Genomic DNA, 13,686 nt, shown 5'->3' on the forward strand with positions numbered 1-13,686 from the left:
GGTGATACGGCCGGCGCCTGAAGGCGCCATCCGCATCACCCTCTCGCCCCTTGCTGCGCAAGGGGCTGTCGGGTTTCACCGGCGGCGCTCGATGGAAGCGATCAAGCGCCGCCGGTATGAGGAGGCCGCCATGCTGCGTCACAAGAAAACGCTCGCCCGCGCCGCCGCCCGGACGGGGGTGGAGGGCTGGACCGTCACCGCCGCCAGCGCGCTGCTGGCCGGCACCGCGCTGACGCTCGCCAGCCTGCTGCACTGATCGTTCCCGCATCGCACGCGGCGGCTGAAAAAGGGTGGCCGCCCCGCCACCCGCGCATTACCCTGTCGCCGACACCATGGCGCAATGGGGCGTGCGATGATCGTTCTCCACCAATTTCCCAGGGCCTGGGGCATCAACCCCAGCCCGTTCTGCCTGAAGGTGGAGACTTATCTCCGCCTGGCCGGGCTGCCGTACCGCGCCGTCACCAGCGCGTCGTTCCGGGCGCCGAAGCGCAAGCTGCCCTACATCGTGGGCGACGGGGTGGAGGATGGGCGCGTCGTCGCCGACAGCGGGTTCATCATCGATCACCTGCGCGCCGTGCACGGCGATCCCCTCGACCGCGAACTGACGGCGGAGCAGCGGGCGCTGGGCCACCTCATGCGCCGCACCTGCGAGGAGAGCCTGTACTTCGCCATGGTCTACGCCCGCTGGATCGAGGATGCCGGCTGGCGGATCATCGAGGACGCGTTCTTCAAGCGCATGCCGGCGCCCGTGCGCGCCATCCTGCCGGGCATCGTCCGCCGCAGCGTGCGGCGCAGCCTGCACGGCCAGGGCTACGGCCGCCACGCGCGCGACGAGGTCTTCGCACTGGGCGTCGCCGACCTGGACGCACTCGCCGTGCTGATGAAGGAGCGCCCCTTCGCCGTCGCCAACCGCCCCAGCTCGGCCGACGCGACGCTCTACGCCTTCCTGGTCAGCGTGATGCGCGTCCCCTTCGACGACCCGCTGACCCGCCGCGCCCGCGCCTGCGCAACCTTCGCCGCCTACCTGGAACGCATGGACACCGAATTGGCCAAGGCCGGGAAGCCGGAGCTGGTGGGGTAGCGTCACTCCCACCGGAAATCCGGCAGGGACAGGCGCCGGGCCGGACCGCCGTCGCGGCGGGACAGGGTCAGCACCATGCGCGGCGCCCCGGCATGGCCGAGCGTCAGCAGCCCGGCGGCTTCCAGCGTGCGCAGATCGTCCGTGGGCGGGGCCGACAGGTCCAGGTGCACGCCGGCGATCTCCGCCAAGCCGGCGGCGGCCTGACGGTCACCGGCGCGGCCATCGGTCCAGGCGTCCGGCCTGGCATCACCGGGGGAGCGGAAAAGGAACGGCTGGCGTGGGTCCTCCGACGACAGCGCCACCGGGATGGACAGGCCGGCCGGGAGGTACGGCGGACGGTAGTCCCAGGCGGCGAAGGGCATGGCGCCGCGCACGGCGATGCCGAACGGCGACGCCCCCGTCTCGCGCCAGCGTGCCCGCTCTGCCAGACACGTGCGGGCGATCGGCGGGCCGGACACGGCCGCCGCGTCGTCCACCCACAGCAGCTCCAGGTAGGCGTTGTCGAAGCACCAGCAGGCGTTCGCCGTCCCCTGCCCCGGATGGGCGCGGCGGAAGCTTTCGCGCAGACCGGCGGCGCCCAGCCCCGCCGCCTCCGGCGCGCCGGGCGTGACGAAGACGAAGACGTGGCAGAGGTCCGGCGCGCTCACCGCACCTTCTCGGCCCGGAAGACGGTGCGCGGGGCCACCAGCTCGTCCTGCGCGGCGATCAGCTGCAGCTCGCGCTTGCCGCGCCGGCGCGTCTCCTCGAACACGGCGTAGATGGCGGCGGAGGCCTGCTCCACCGCCGCCGCCGCGTCGAACGCCTTCAGGTAGTGGGCGAGGAACAGCGCGGCCACGGCGTCGCCGGCCCCGTTGGGCGGCGGGTCGAGCGGCAGGCGCGGCGTCGCCACCACCCAGGCGCCGTCGGCGGTGTCCACGAGCATCTCGATCCGGTCGGCCGGCGCCTCGGCGCGCGTCAGGCTGGTGACCAGCACCACGCGCGGGCCTCGCGCGCGCAGCGCCGCCGTGGCGTCCAGCGCGTCGGCCAGCGAGCCCACCGTGCGGCCGGTAAGGAACTCCAGCTCGAACTGGTTGGGGGTGACGACGTCGGCGGCCGGCACGGCGTGCGCCTTCATGAAGTCGGGGATGCCCGGCCGCACGAAGAAGCCGCGCCCGACGTCGCCCATGACGGGATCGCAGCAGTAGACCGCGCGCGGGTTGGCCGCCTTCACGCGCGCCGCCGTCTCGACGATCACCTGGCCCAGCGCCGCGTCGCCCATGTAGCCGGACAGCACCGCGTCGCAGGCGTCGATGCCGCCGCGTTCCGCCACGCCGTCAATGACGTCGACGATGTGCTCGGCCGTGAAGACCTGCCCGGTCCACGCACCGTATCCGGTGTGGTTGGAGAATTGCACGGTGTTCACGACGATGACGTCGTGGCCCAGCCGCTGCAGGGGAAACGCCGCGGCCCGGTTGCCGACGTAACCGAACGCGACGTGGGACTGGATGGAAAGCACGGTCTTCATGGCCGGAAAGCCTATGCGAAGCGTCCGCGCCCGTCCATGCCGCGGATGCGCCGCGGGCCATGCGGCGGCGGCACGGCTGCCCTTCGTGACGGCCGGTCTTTCAGCATTATTTGTCTGCGCCCCGAATGTTTAGGGATGCACAGCCCGATTACAGAGTGAAAACCAGAATCCTGGAAATCGAAACCCGATTCCGCTTCGGCCGCGCAACGCCGGATGATAGTTTCGCAGTGCACAAACGACATGATCGTCGAGGGGTTGGAGCCATGGCCGTCGAGTTCCTTCGCATGAAGCTGCGCACCAGCAACGCCGCCCCGGTGTTGCTCTCCGGCCCGGTGGTTCTGCAGCCGCACGGCGCGGTCGACCTGCTGGGCGACGCCATGGAGCACGCCGACGCCATCGTCGCCGCCATCGACGCCTTCGACGCCATGACCCCGCTGGCCGACCAGCGCCTGGGCGAGTCGGCGCGCGAGACCTGCTTCGGCTGCCCCGCCCGGCGGCGCGCCTGCTCCTGCATCGAGGCGACCAAGGTGCGCGTCGGCACGCTGGAGACGCTGAACCCCGTCAGCCTCCGCCCCGGCGAGGCCGCCGCCATCGTCCGCGGCACCGACGCCGAGACCCGCGCCGCCCTGACCCGCGAACTGACCACCTTCCGCGCCGTGCGCTCCGCCGCCTCCGCCTGCGCGGCCTGATCCTAGAGAATTTTTGACACGGATGAACACGGATGGGGTCGGATGAACACGGATTAAGAATTATCATCATCCGTGTTCATCCGTGGCCCGCTCGGCGGGCATCCGTGTCCATCCGTGTCTCTATTCCCCTCCCCCACTGCGCGCGTTGCGGGAACCGCATGGACACCCGCCGCGCTCCCCGGTAAGCAGGTGCGGAGAAACCGCCACCGGGACCGAGGGGGAGACTCCGCCATGGCCATGACCGTCCGCCCGCGCCGCAGCGTGCTCTACATGCCCGGCTCCAACGCCCGCGCACTGGAAAAAGGCCGCACCCTGCCCGCCGACGCGCTGATCCTCGACCTGGAGGATGCCGTGGCGCCGGATGCCAAGGCCGAGGCGCGCGCCACCATCAAGGCCGCGATTGCCGCCGGCGGCTACGGCGGGCGGGAACTGGTGGTGCGCGTCAACGCGCTGTCCACGCAGTGGGGTTACGACGACCTCGTGATGGCCGCCGGCAGCGGCGCCGACGCCGTGCTGCTGCCCAAGGTGGAAAGCGCCGACACGGTGCGCCAGGCCGAGGCGGTGTTGCGCGCCCACGGCGCGCCCGAGGGGCAGCGCATCTGGTGCATGATGGAAACCCCCATGGCGATGCTGAATGTGCGGGAGATCGCCGGAGCCTCGGCGAAGCTCGGCGCGCTGGTCATGGGGACCTCCGACCTCGCCAAGGACCTGCACGCGGCGCACACGCGCGACCGGCTGCCGATGATCACCAGCCTGGGGCTGTGCCTGCTGGCGGCGCGCGCCTATGGCCTCGCCATCCTCGACGGCGTGCACCTGGATCTGGCGGACGACGAGGGCTTCGCGCACGCCTGCCGCCAGGGGCTGGAGCTGGGCTTCGACGGCAAGACGCTGATCCACCCGAAGACGCTGGCCGTGTGCAACGCCGTGTTCGCGCCCAGCGCCGACGAGGTCGCCTTCTCCCGCCGCATCATTGAGGCGCACGCGGCGGCGGTGGCCGAGGGCAAGGGCGTGCTGCTGGTGGACGGCAAGCTGATCGAGAACCTGCACGTGGAGAACGCCCGCCGCCTCGTGGCGATGGCCGAGGCCATCGCGGCGCTGGAAGCGGGGGCCTGAAGCCATGTCGGACGGCGCATCGCTCAACCACCTGCCGCGCCTCTCCATCACCCGCCACGGCCGGGTGGAGACCTTCAACGGCTCCTGGTACCGGGGGGAGCACACCAACTTCATCCCCTCCAAGGCCGACCTGAAGGAGCCGGACGCGCTGGAGCGCTATCTGCTGCACGGCTGGCTGCCGCCCACGCCGTTCATCGGGCGGACGGCACCGATCACCGCCTTCGGCAGCTGCTTCGCCGCCCACGTGGCGGAGTACCTGGCCCAGCGCGGCTATGCCGTGCACGGCCGGCACCTGGACGTGCACGCGCACATCATCCGCTTCGGCGAAGGCATCGTGAACAGCTTCGCCATCCTCCAGCAGTTCGAATGGGCGCTGGAGGGCAAGCCGATGCCCGACAACCTGTGGCACGGCCCGAACAAGGAGATCGCCCCCGTCGACCCCGCCATCCGCGACGAGACGCGGGCGATCATCCAGTCCACCGACGTCTTCATCATCACGCTGGGCCTGTCGGAGATCTGGTACGACAAGCGCAATGGCGAGGCGTTCTGGCGCGCCATCCCCGCATCCGACTTCGACGAATCGATCCACGGCTTCCGCATCAGCACGGTGGAGGAGAACCGCGCCAACCTGACGCGCATCGTGGACCTGATCCGCAAGTGGCGCCCGGAGGCGCACGTGATCTTCACCCTGTCGCCCATCCCGCTGATGGCGACCTTCCGCCCGGTGTCCTGCCTGACCGCCAATTCCGTGTCGAAGGCCATCCTGCGCGTGGCGGTGGACGAACTGATGCGCGAACGGGCGGCGGATGCGCGCCTGCACTACTTCCCGTCGTTCGAGATCGTAAAGGAGTTCCTGACCGACCCCTTCGACGCCGACAACCGCCACGTCAGGCCGGAGGTGGTGATGCGCATCATGATGGCGTTCGAGAAGCACTATTGCGTGGCGGAGTGAGGCAGACCCGAGGGGCGAATGCCCCTTGGCTCCCATATTGATTGGTGTAGCATCCCCGCAAACGGGAGGTTTTCACCATGGACGCCAACGACCCCGGCACCCCGCCGCCGATCCCGCAGGACCCGCCGGAATCGCCGCAGGAGAGCAGCCCCCTGCTGCTGCCGTCCCTGCGCATCGAGAACTTCCGCGGCTTCAAGGAACTGACCATCCCGAAGCTCGGGCGGGTGAACTTGATCGTGGGGAAGAATGGGGTTGGGAAGTCGTCTCTGCTGGAAGCGTTGCATCTTTACTTTACCGACGGGGCACCAGAGGCTATTCAAGATATATTCGACAGGAGAGATGAGTACAGACCCCGAGCCATTAACGGACTTTCTGGAACCGGCACAGCACCTGCGCGGATAAAATATTTAGTTGAAAACATTTTTCACGGAAGGCCAAAGATAAGCAACATAGACCACCCCATATCAATCGGCCCTTACTCCAGAGAAAGTCTTCACATTCGTTTTTCTAAAGAAGGCCTTCTCGGCGAATACGAGATGTCCACCGGAAAAATGACAAATCGAGAATCCGAGAGATTCACGATAAATGCGCAACCAAGCCTAGTTATATCGAGAGATATTAGGGAAATAAGAGAATTTATTCTTACGGATGACAATAAAGGATTTCCCGTTCTCACCATTATTAATATAGACGAGGACACCCTCACCAAAGATAGCTGCACCAACATTCCTCAATCAGGGCTCTCAAACTCACAGGCCGCAGCCATGTGGGATCGGGTCTCGCTTACCGACTTGGAAGATGAGGTTATTTCAGCAATTAAGATTCTTACCAAGGAAATCCAGCGCCTAGGAGTGATTGGTGATGCCGCTGACATCGGAGGACGTCGGTTTGTGGCTAGGGTCGATGGAATGAGTATGCCACTTCCTCTAAAGGAGCTTGGAGACGGTACGGTAAGAACCCTGGGATTAGCTTTGGCCTTGGCATGCCAGCCCGATCGCGCAATTCTCATAGACGAACTCGAGAACGGTCTTCATTGGTCCGTTCAATCCAAGGTCTGGGAAATCGTCTTCACCCTCGCCGAGCGCCTGAATGTCCAGGTGTTCGCGACGACGCACAGCTACGACTGCATCGAGGCGTTCCAACAGGCGGCCAGCCGCAGCCGCGAACCGGCCTACCTGATTCGCCTCGACAATCGTGGTCCGGAGCTAAAGGCCGTTTCCATCACAGGTGACGAACTGGCCTACATCACGCGCGAGAAGATCGAGGTCCGATGAGCCAGTCTCCATCCCGCCAACTGCTCGTCGAAGGGCCCGACGACTTCCATCTTGCCTGCGGCATCTTCAAACGGCGTGGCTTGCCGGAGGCGTTCGATGTCGTCGAGCGGAACGGCTTTCCCGATCTGCTCCGCTATGCCGAGGTCAGCCTGCGCAACAACACGGCCCTGACCCACCTCGGCATGATCGTGGATGCCGACAGCGACCACGCCAAGCGCTGGCGCGAGGTGCGAAAGCGTCTCTTATCGGTCGGTGTCCTCGACCTGCCCGAAAATGCTCCGAACACCGGCGCCATCGCCACGACCGCCACCGGTGTGCGCGTCGGCGTCTGGATGTTGCCGGACAATCTGTCACCGGGGGTGCTGGAGCACTTCTTTCGCTCGCTCATCCCGCACGATGACGTTCTCCTCGCCCATGCCCAGGCGTCCATCGACGCGATCCCGAACGGGCACACGCTTTTCAAGCCGCAGCACCGCATCAAGGCCGAGGTCCAGACGTGGCTGGCGTGGCGGGAGGACCCGGGCACGCCGATGGGAGCGGCGATCGGCAAGGGCTACGTGAACCCGGAGCACCCCGGCGTCGACGCTCTACTTGCTTGGCTGCGCGCGCTGTTCGAGATCGAACCGGCCCCCGTCCCCGCCTGATTTACGACGTGTGGAACCAACCTCCGCCGGCCCGGTTGTCAGGCACGTGGCATAGGTGGAGGTTGGAGATGGCCTCGAAAGACAACGGGCGCACGTCGAACCGCGGCTTTGCGTCCATGGATCGGGACCGGCAGCGTCAGATCGCCAGCAAGGGCGGTGAAAGCGTGCCTGCGTCGAAACGCAGCTTCTCGCGCAATCCGGAACTCGCCGCCGAGGCGGGCCGGAAGGGCGGGCGCAGCGTTCCGGCCCAGGCGCGCAGCTTCTCGCGCAATCCCTCGCTCGCGGCGGAAGCCGGGCGCAAGGGCGGCCAGGCCAGCCATGGCGGCCGCGGTGCCGAGCGCACAGAAGGCGACTGACGCTTTACAACGAAAAAGGCCCTCTCCCGTGCGGGAGAGGGCCTTTTCTCGTTCAAGTCGGCGCCGGTCAGGCGGCCAGCTTGTCCATCTCGCGCATGATCGAGTCGCCCATCACCGTGGTCGAGCAGCGGGCCATGCCCGGCGCCATGATGTCGGCCGTCCGCATGCCGCCGCCCAGCACGTTCTGCACCGCCGTCTCCAGCAGCTTGGCGTCCTCGTCCAGGTTGAACGAGTAGCGCAGCGCCATGGCGAAGGACAGCAGCGTCGCGCACGGGTTGGCGAGGTCCTTGCCCGCGATGTCCGGGGCGGAGCCGTGCACCGGCTCGTACATCGCCTTGCGCTGGCCGTTGGCGTCCGCCGCACCCAGCGAGGCCGACGGCAGCATGCCCAGCGAGCCGGTCATCATCGCCGCCTCGTCCGACAGGATGTCGCCGAACAGGTTGTCGGTGACGATCACGTCGAACTGCTTGGGATTCTTCAAGAGCTGCATGGCGCCGTTGTCGGCGTACATGTGCTCCAGCGTGACGTCCGAATACTGCTCCTGGTGCAGCTTCGTCACCTCCTGGCGCCACAGCAGGCCGGACTCCATGACGTTGGCCTTTTCCATGGAGTGGACCTTGTTGCCGCGCTTGCGCGCCAGCTCGAAGGCCACGGCCGCCACGCGGCGGATTTCCGACGTGGTGTAGACCTGGGTGTTGATGCCGCGACGCTCGCCGTTGCCGATGTCCTCGATGCCGCGCGGCTCACCGAAGTACACGCCGCCGGTCAGCTCGCGCACGATCATGATGTCGAGGCCCTTGATGACCTCGGGCTTCAGGGTCGAGGCGTCGACCAGCGCGTCGAACACCACCGCCGGGCGCAGGTTGGCGAACAGGCCCAGTTCCTTGCGCAGCTTCAGCAGGCCGGCTTCCGGGCGCTTCATATAGTCGGTGGGGTTGTCCCACTTCGGGCCGCCGACGGCGCCCAGCATCACCGCGTCCGCCGCCAGCGCGTCGGCCAGCGTCTCGTCCGACAGCGGCACGCCGTGGGCGTCGATGGCCGCACCGCCGACCAGCCCCTCGACCACGTCGAAGGTCACCTTGCGCCGGCGGTCCATCCAGTCGATGACGCGGCGCACCTGGCGCATCACTTCCGGGCCGATACCGTCGCCCGGCAGAAACAGGATCTTCTTGTTGGCGGGCATGTGCACGCACTCCGCTTCGGAAATTCACGTGAAAGGTTTGCCGCGGGTCGGCGCGCGGCCGGAAACGGGTTCCGCCCGCGCGCCGTCCACGCGTGTGTTACAGCGCCACCCAGGGCTGGCTCGTGCGCAGCTTGCTCTCGTACGCATCGATGGAGTCCACCTGCTGCAGCGTCAGCCCGATGTCGTCCAGCCCGTTGAGCAGGCAATGTTTACGGAACGGATCCAGGTCGAACTTGATCCGTCCGCCGTCCGGCCCGGTGATTTCCTGCTTCTCGAGATCCACCGTGACGGTGGCGTTGGCGCCGCGCTGCGCGTCGTCGAGCAGCAGATCGACCTGCTCCTTCGGCAGCTTGATCGGCAGGATGCCGTTCTTGAAGCAGTTGTTGTAGAAGATGTCGGCGAAGCTGGGCGCGATGATGCAGCGGATGCCGAAGTCGGCCAGCGCCCACGGCGCATGCTCACGCGAGGAGCCGCAGCCGAAGTTGTCGCCGGCCACCAGGATCCTGGCGCCACGGTAGGCCGGCTTGTTCAGGACGAACTCCGGAACCTCCTGGCCGTCGGGCGTGTAGCGCATCTCCTCGAACAGGTGCTTGCCCAGCCCGGTGCGCTTGATCGTCTTCAGGAACTGCTTGGGAATGATCATGTCGGTGTCGACGTTGATCATCGGCAGCGGCGCCGCAACGCCGGTGAGAACGGTGAACTTTTCCATCGCTGAATGCCTGTCGCGCGCGTGGCCGGCCACGAGCCGGCGAGAGTTTCGCTGAATAGCAGACTGGCGCCGCCGATGCCAGAGGGAGTGTGACGTAACCACGGTTCGCGCTCCGCCCTTGCCGGGCACACACCCCTTCACCTAACAAGAACAGCCCCGCCCCTTTCCACACGCGTGCATCGATGATCCTGCCCGAAGACGACCGCCGCGCGCGCGCCATCGCGCTTGCCTTCCTGGTCCTGGCGCCGCTGGCCTACGGCGCGCTGACGCTGTCCTTCGGCATGGACGCCAATTGGGACCTGCGCAATTACCACTGGTACAACGCCTACGCCTTCCTGAACGGGCGCATCGGCTTCGACCGGCTGGTGGCACAGATGCCCAGCTTCTACAACCCGCTGATCGACGTGCCGTTCTATCTGGCCGCCACGCACCTGCCGGCGCGCGCGGCGGGGTTCCTGCTGGGCGCGGTGCAGGGGATCAACGTCTCCCTGGCCTTCGCGCTGGCGCTGGTGACGCTGCGCGTGCCGGACGAGGGGAAACGGGTATGGCTGGCCGTGGCGCTGGCGGCGATGGCGGGGCTGGGCGGCGGCACGCTGGGCCTGCTGGGCACGACCTTCTACGACAACGTCACCAGCCTGGGCGTGCTGGGCGCGGCACTGGTGGTGCTGGCCGGGCTGCCGCGGCTGCTGGACGGTCCGCCGGCGCCGGCGTTCGCGCGCGTCGCCGTGGCGGGGCTGCTGGCCGGGGCGGCGATGGGGCTGAAGAACACGTCCGTCATGTACGCGGTCGGGCTGTGCCTGGCCTTCCTGGTTCTGCCGTGCGGATACTGGCGGCGGCTGTGGCTGGCCTTCTTCTTCGGGGTGGGGGTGCTGGCCGGCATCGCGCTGTTCGGCGGGTATTGGATGGCGCACCTGTGGCAGGAGTACGGGAACCCGCTGTTCCCGCACATGAACCACATCTTCCGCTCGCCCTTCGCGGCCCCCGACGACTACCGCAACACGTCATTCTTCCCCGAGGCGCTGTGGGAGCGGGTGCTGTTCCCCGTCCTCTTCACATTCCAGCCGCTGCGGGTGGGGGAGGTGCCGTGGTTCGACCTGCGTGTGCTGGTGCTGTACGTGCTGGTGCCGGTGGCGGCGCTGGCGCGGCTGCCGGCGCCGCGCGGCGAGATCTTCACGCATGCCGCCGCCACGCGTTACCTGCTGACGGCGCTGGCGGTGGCGTACGCGGTGTGGGCGTACATGTTCGGCATCTACCGCTATCTGGTGCCGATGGAGATGCTGGCCCCGCTGGCCATCGTCATGGCGGCCGGGCTGCTGCCGGCGCCGCGCGCGGCCAAGGCGCTTCTGGCGGGCGTGCTTCTGCTGGCCGTGCAGGCCACGGTGACCGCCGCCGACTGGGGCCGCGTGCCGTGGAGCCGGCAGTGGGTGGAGGCCGACGTGCCGCCCGTCGAGAGGCCGGACGAGACCATGGTGCTGATGGCCGGCTACTGGGCGATCTCCCACGTCGTGCCGCTGTTCCCGCCGCAGGTCCCCTTCGTGCGCATCCAGTCCAACTTCCTGCAGCCGGACTCGGTGGGAAACGGCTACCTGGGCGTCGTGCAGAAACGGGTGCGGGAGCACCGGGGGCGTTTCTTGATGCTGAGCACCATCCCCGACACGCCCGGCGCGGCCAAGGCGGCGGCGCTGATGGGCCTGACGCTGGACGCCGGCGACTGCCGCGTCATTCCGAACAATCTGGGCGAGCCGCTCAACCTCTGCGCGGTGCACCGCGAGAGAGTGGAATGAGGGAGTGGTTTGTGGTGTTTATCCGGAAACCATGCCCCCTCCCCAGGCCAAGGCCCGCGCCATGACCGTCTCCGCCCTCGAACGCCCCACCGCCACGACGGGCGCCGCCCCGGCCGCCCCCATCGTGGCGGTGCTGATCCCCTGCTACAACGAGGAGGCGGCGATCGGGACGGTCATCCGGGACTTCAAGGCGCACCTGCCGGACGCCACGATCTACGTCTACGACAACAACTCCTCCGACCGGACGGTGGAGGTCGCCACGGCGGCCGGCGCCGTGGTCCGGCACGAGCCGCTGCAGGGCAAGGGCAACGTGGTGCGCCGCATGTTCGCCGACATCGAGGCGGACGTGTACGTGATGGTCGACGGCGACGACACCTACCACGCGCCCTCCGCCCCGTTGATGGTGACGCGGCTGTGGGAGGAGCAGCTGGACATGGTCAACGGCCAGCGGGTGACGGAGATCGTCGCCGCCTACCGCCCCGGCCACCGGCTGGGCAACCGGGTGCTGACCGGCATGGTGGCGCAGGTGTTCGGCCACCGCATCCAGGACATGCTGTCGGGCTACCGCGTGTTCTCCCGCCGCTTCGTCAAGACGTTCCCGGCACTGGCCGCCGGGTTCGAAACGGAGACGGAGTTCACCGTGCACGCGCTGGAACTGCGCATGCCCATCGCCGAGGTGAAGACGCCGTACAAGGACCGGCCGGAGGGGTCGGTGAGCAAGCTGCGCACCTTCCGTGACGGCTTCCGCATCCTGCGCACCATCCTGGTCCTGGTGAAGGAGGAGCGGCCGCTGCCCTTCTTCGCTACCCTCTTCGGGCTGCTGCTGCTCGCCGCCCTGGGGCTGGCAGTGCCGGTGCTGGTGACCTACATGCAGACCGGCTTGGTGCCCCGCCTGCCCACCGCCGTCCTGGCGACCGGGCTGGCGCTGCTGGCCTTCCTGAGCCTGACCTGCGGGCTCATCCTCGACACGGTGACGCACGGACGGCGCGAAATGAAGCGGCTGCGCTACCTGACCATTCCCGCCCCGGGGGCGACCTTGCTCCACGACAGGACCCACGATCGGATGGGCGCATGAGCGACGGTTTCCTGCTCGACTGGGTGAACGGGCTGCTGACGCGCCTGCTGGGGGCGCGGCTGGGCGGGCTCGCCTACCAGTTCGGCAAGTTCGGGCTGGTCGGCGTCGTCGGCATGCTGGTCGACAGCGCGGTGCTGTACGCGCTGCTGTTCGGCGCCGGGCTGGAGACGCACGAGGAATGGGGCTTCCTGGTCGCGCGCATCCCCTCGTTCCTGGCGGCGGCGACGGCCACCTGGGCGCTCAACCGCAGCTTCACCTTCCGGGGCGCGCATGACGAGCCGCTGCACCGGCAGTGGGCCAAATTCATCGCCGCCAACTCGGTGGGCGGTGTCGTCAACTACATCGCCTACGCCGGCTGCATCGCCTTCGACGAGCCGTTCACCACCCACCCCATCCTGGCGGTGGCCGTCGGCTCGCTGGCCGGCATGGTGTTCAACTTCACCGCGTCCAAGAAGATGGTGTTCAAGGGGGTGTGAGGTCCATCGCCTCCACCACGCGGGTGTAGGGCAGGCCCGCCTTGTCGTTCAGCGCGCGGACCGTCTCCGCGTCGTCGGCGGCGAACAGGCATTCGCAGCGCCCCTCGTCCGGCACGAACATGCTGCGGATGTAGCGGACCTGGGTGCCCTGCTCCGACATCTGGCGCGCGGTGTCGATGGCGCGCCGCTGCGCGGCGGCGAGGTCGTCCATGCTGATGCCCTTGAGGTTCCTCTCGGCCATGTAAACGGTCATGGTTCCCTCCCTGAATGAACCATGCCGAGTATCGCACGGCCGCCGCCACCCGGATGCGGTGCATCGGAGGAGACGCCACACCACGAGGGCATAGCCGACCGCCCGTTCGGACAAGGCTTTCGAGAGGGCGCCCCATGGACTCAGAAGCCCTGCTCGCCATATAACGGCGGTCATGACGCGCGACTTCCTGAAGATGCACGGGCTCGGCAACGACTTCGTCGTGATCGACGCCCGCCACCAGCCCTACGCCCCGGACGAGGCGGAGGTGCGGGCGATTGCCGACCGCAAGACCGGTGTCGGCTGCGACCAGTTCATCGTGGTCGAACCGCCGCGCACCGAAGGCTCGACCGCGCTGATGCGCATCCGCAACGCCGACGGCGGCGAGGTGGAGGCGTGCGGCAACGCCGCGCGCTGCGTCGGCTGGCTCTTGATGGAAGAGACGGGTGCGGACAGCGCCGTGTTCGAGACGGTGTGCGGACCGCTGGTGGCGCACCGCGCCGGTCCGAGCCGCGTGACCGTGGACATGGGTCCGGCCCGGCTGGAGTGGACCGCCATCCCTTTGGCGGAGGCGATGGACACGCTGCACCTGCCCA

17 protein-coding genes are annotated in these 13,686 nt (G+C 67.9%); 12 read left to right on the forward strand and 5 right to left on the reverse strand.

Annotated elements, in window-relative coordinates:
- The first annotated feature begins 130 nt into the window (after window positions 1–130).
- Window positions 131–256, forward strand: a complete 126-nt coding sequence (locus VED21_RS07405) for a hypothetical protein (RefSeq protein WP_324881686.1) — start codon at window positions 131–133, stop codon at window positions 254–256.
- A gap of 96 nt (window positions 257–352) precedes the next feature.
- Complete coding sequence (locus tag VED21_RS07410) at window positions 353–1,081, forward strand: glutathione S-transferase family protein (protein WP_324881687.1); 729 nt, start codon at window positions 353–355, stop codon at window positions 1,079–1,081.
- Between the two features lie 2 nt (window positions 1,082–1,083).
- Here the strand turns inward: VED21_RS07410 and VED21_RS07415 are convergent, their stop codons facing one another.
- Both VED21_RS07415 and pdxY read right to left on the reverse strand, forming a co-directional pair.
- On the reverse strand, window positions 1,084–1,728 hold the full coding sequence (locus VED21_RS07415; RefSeq protein WP_324881688.1) for a VOC family protein: 645 nt from the start codon (window positions 1,726–1,728) through the stop codon (window positions 1,084–1,086).
- Entirely contained in the window at window positions 1,725–2,585 is an 861-nt protein-coding gene (gene pdxY, locus VED21_RS07420; protein WP_324881689.1) for a pyridoxal kinase PdxY, read from the reverse strand. Before pdxY ends, VED21_RS07415 begins: the two co-directional genes overlap by 4 nt.
- A 263-nt stretch (window positions 2,586–2,848) precedes the next feature.
- Between pdxY and VED21_RS07425 the strand changes: the two genes are divergently transcribed.
- The 6 genes from VED21_RS07425 to VED21_RS07450 all read left to right on the forward strand — a co-directional run bounded on the left by VED21_RS07425 (window position 2,849) and on the right by VED21_RS07450 (window position 7,613).
- Entirely contained in the window at window positions 2,849–3,274 is a 426-nt protein-coding gene (locus tag VED21_RS07425) for a hypothetical protein (protein ID WP_324881690.1), read from the forward strand.
- 231 nt (window positions 3,275–3,505) lie between these two features.
- Window positions 3,506–4,387: a CoA ester lyase gene (locus VED21_RS07430; protein WP_324881691.1), complete on the forward strand. Its 882-nt coding sequence runs from the start codon at window positions 3,506–3,508 to the stop codon at window positions 4,385–4,387.
- A gap of 4 nt (window positions 4,388–4,391) precedes the next feature.
- Window positions 4,392–5,339: a GSCFA domain-containing protein gene (locus VED21_RS07435; protein ID WP_324881692.1), complete on the forward strand. Its 948-nt coding sequence runs from the start codon at window positions 4,392–4,394 to the stop codon at window positions 5,337–5,339.
- Between the two features lie 77 nt (window positions 5,340–5,416).
- Window positions 5,417–6,613, forward strand: a complete 1,197-nt coding sequence (locus VED21_RS07440; RefSeq protein WP_324881693.1) for an AAA family ATPase — start codon at window positions 5,417–5,419, stop codon at window positions 6,611–6,613.
- Window positions 6,610–7,257 (forward strand): DUF3226 domain-containing protein, encoded by a 648-nt coding sequence (locus VED21_RS07445; protein ID WP_324881694.1) that lies wholly within the window; start codon window positions 6,610–6,612, stop codon window positions 7,255–7,257. Before VED21_RS07440 ends, VED21_RS07445 begins: the two co-directional genes overlap by 4 nt.
- A gap of 68 nt (window positions 7,258–7,325) precedes the next feature.
- Entirely contained in the window at window positions 7,326–7,613 is a 288-nt protein-coding gene (locus VED21_RS07450; RefSeq protein ID WP_324881696.1) for a general stress protein, read from the forward strand.
- Window positions 7,614–7,680: 67 nt separating this feature from the next.
- On the opposite strand, the gene leuB is transcribed toward VED21_RS07450, so the two are convergent.
- A complete protein-coding gene (gene leuB, locus VED21_RS07455; protein WP_324881698.1) occupies window positions 7,681–8,796 on the reverse strand; it encodes a 3-isopropylmalate dehydrogenase in 1,116 nt (371 codons plus the stop codon).
- Between the two features lie 97 nt (window positions 8,797–8,893).
- Complete coding sequence (gene leuD / locus VED21_RS07460; RefSeq protein WP_324881699.1) at window positions 8,894–9,505, reverse strand: 3-isopropylmalate dehydratase small subunit; 612 nt, start codon at window positions 9,503–9,505, stop codon at window positions 8,894–8,896.
- A 182-nt stretch (window positions 9,506–9,687) separates the two neighbouring features.
- On the opposite strand from leuD, the gene VED21_RS07465 reads away from it, so the two are divergent.
- The 3 genes from VED21_RS07465 to VED21_RS07475 are packed head-to-tail and all read left to right on the forward strand — an operon-like array spanning window position 9,688 to window position 12,840.
- Window positions 9,688–11,289 (forward strand): hypothetical protein, encoded by a 1,602-nt coding sequence (locus VED21_RS07465; RefSeq protein WP_324881700.1) that lies wholly within the window; start codon window positions 9,688–9,690, stop codon window positions 11,287–11,289.
- Between the two features lie 31 nt (window positions 11,290–11,320).
- Window positions 11,321–12,364, forward strand: a complete 1,044-nt coding sequence (locus tag VED21_RS07470; protein WP_414638160.1) for a glycosyltransferase family 2 protein — start codon at window positions 11,321–11,323, stop codon at window positions 12,362–12,364.
- Window positions 12,361–12,840 (forward strand): GtrA family protein, encoded by a 480-nt coding sequence (locus VED21_RS07475; RefSeq protein ID WP_324881701.1) that lies wholly within the window; start codon window positions 12,361–12,363, stop codon window positions 12,838–12,840. The genes VED21_RS07470 and VED21_RS07475 overlap by 4 nt, the downstream gene beginning before the upstream one ends.
- On the opposite strand, the gene VED21_RS07480 is transcribed toward VED21_RS07475, so the two are convergent.
- Window positions 12,827–13,093 (reverse strand): DUF4242 domain-containing protein, encoded by a 267-nt coding sequence (locus tag VED21_RS07480; RefSeq protein WP_324881703.1) that lies wholly within the window; start codon window positions 13,091–13,093, stop codon window positions 12,827–12,829. The genes VED21_RS07475 and VED21_RS07480 overlap by 14 nt on opposite strands.
- Before the next feature lie 172 nt (window positions 13,094–13,265).
- Here VED21_RS07480 and VED21_RS07485 point away from each other — a divergent pair.
- Window positions 13,266–13,686 (forward strand): diaminopimelate epimerase (locus tag VED21_RS07485; RefSeq protein WP_414638161.1); only part of this gene is annotated, 421 nt, incomplete at its 3' end.

The organism is Azospirillum sp. (assembly GCF_035627195.1).
Classification (GTDB): Bacteria; Pseudomonadota; Alphaproteobacteria; order Azospirillales; family Azospirillaceae; genus Azospirillum.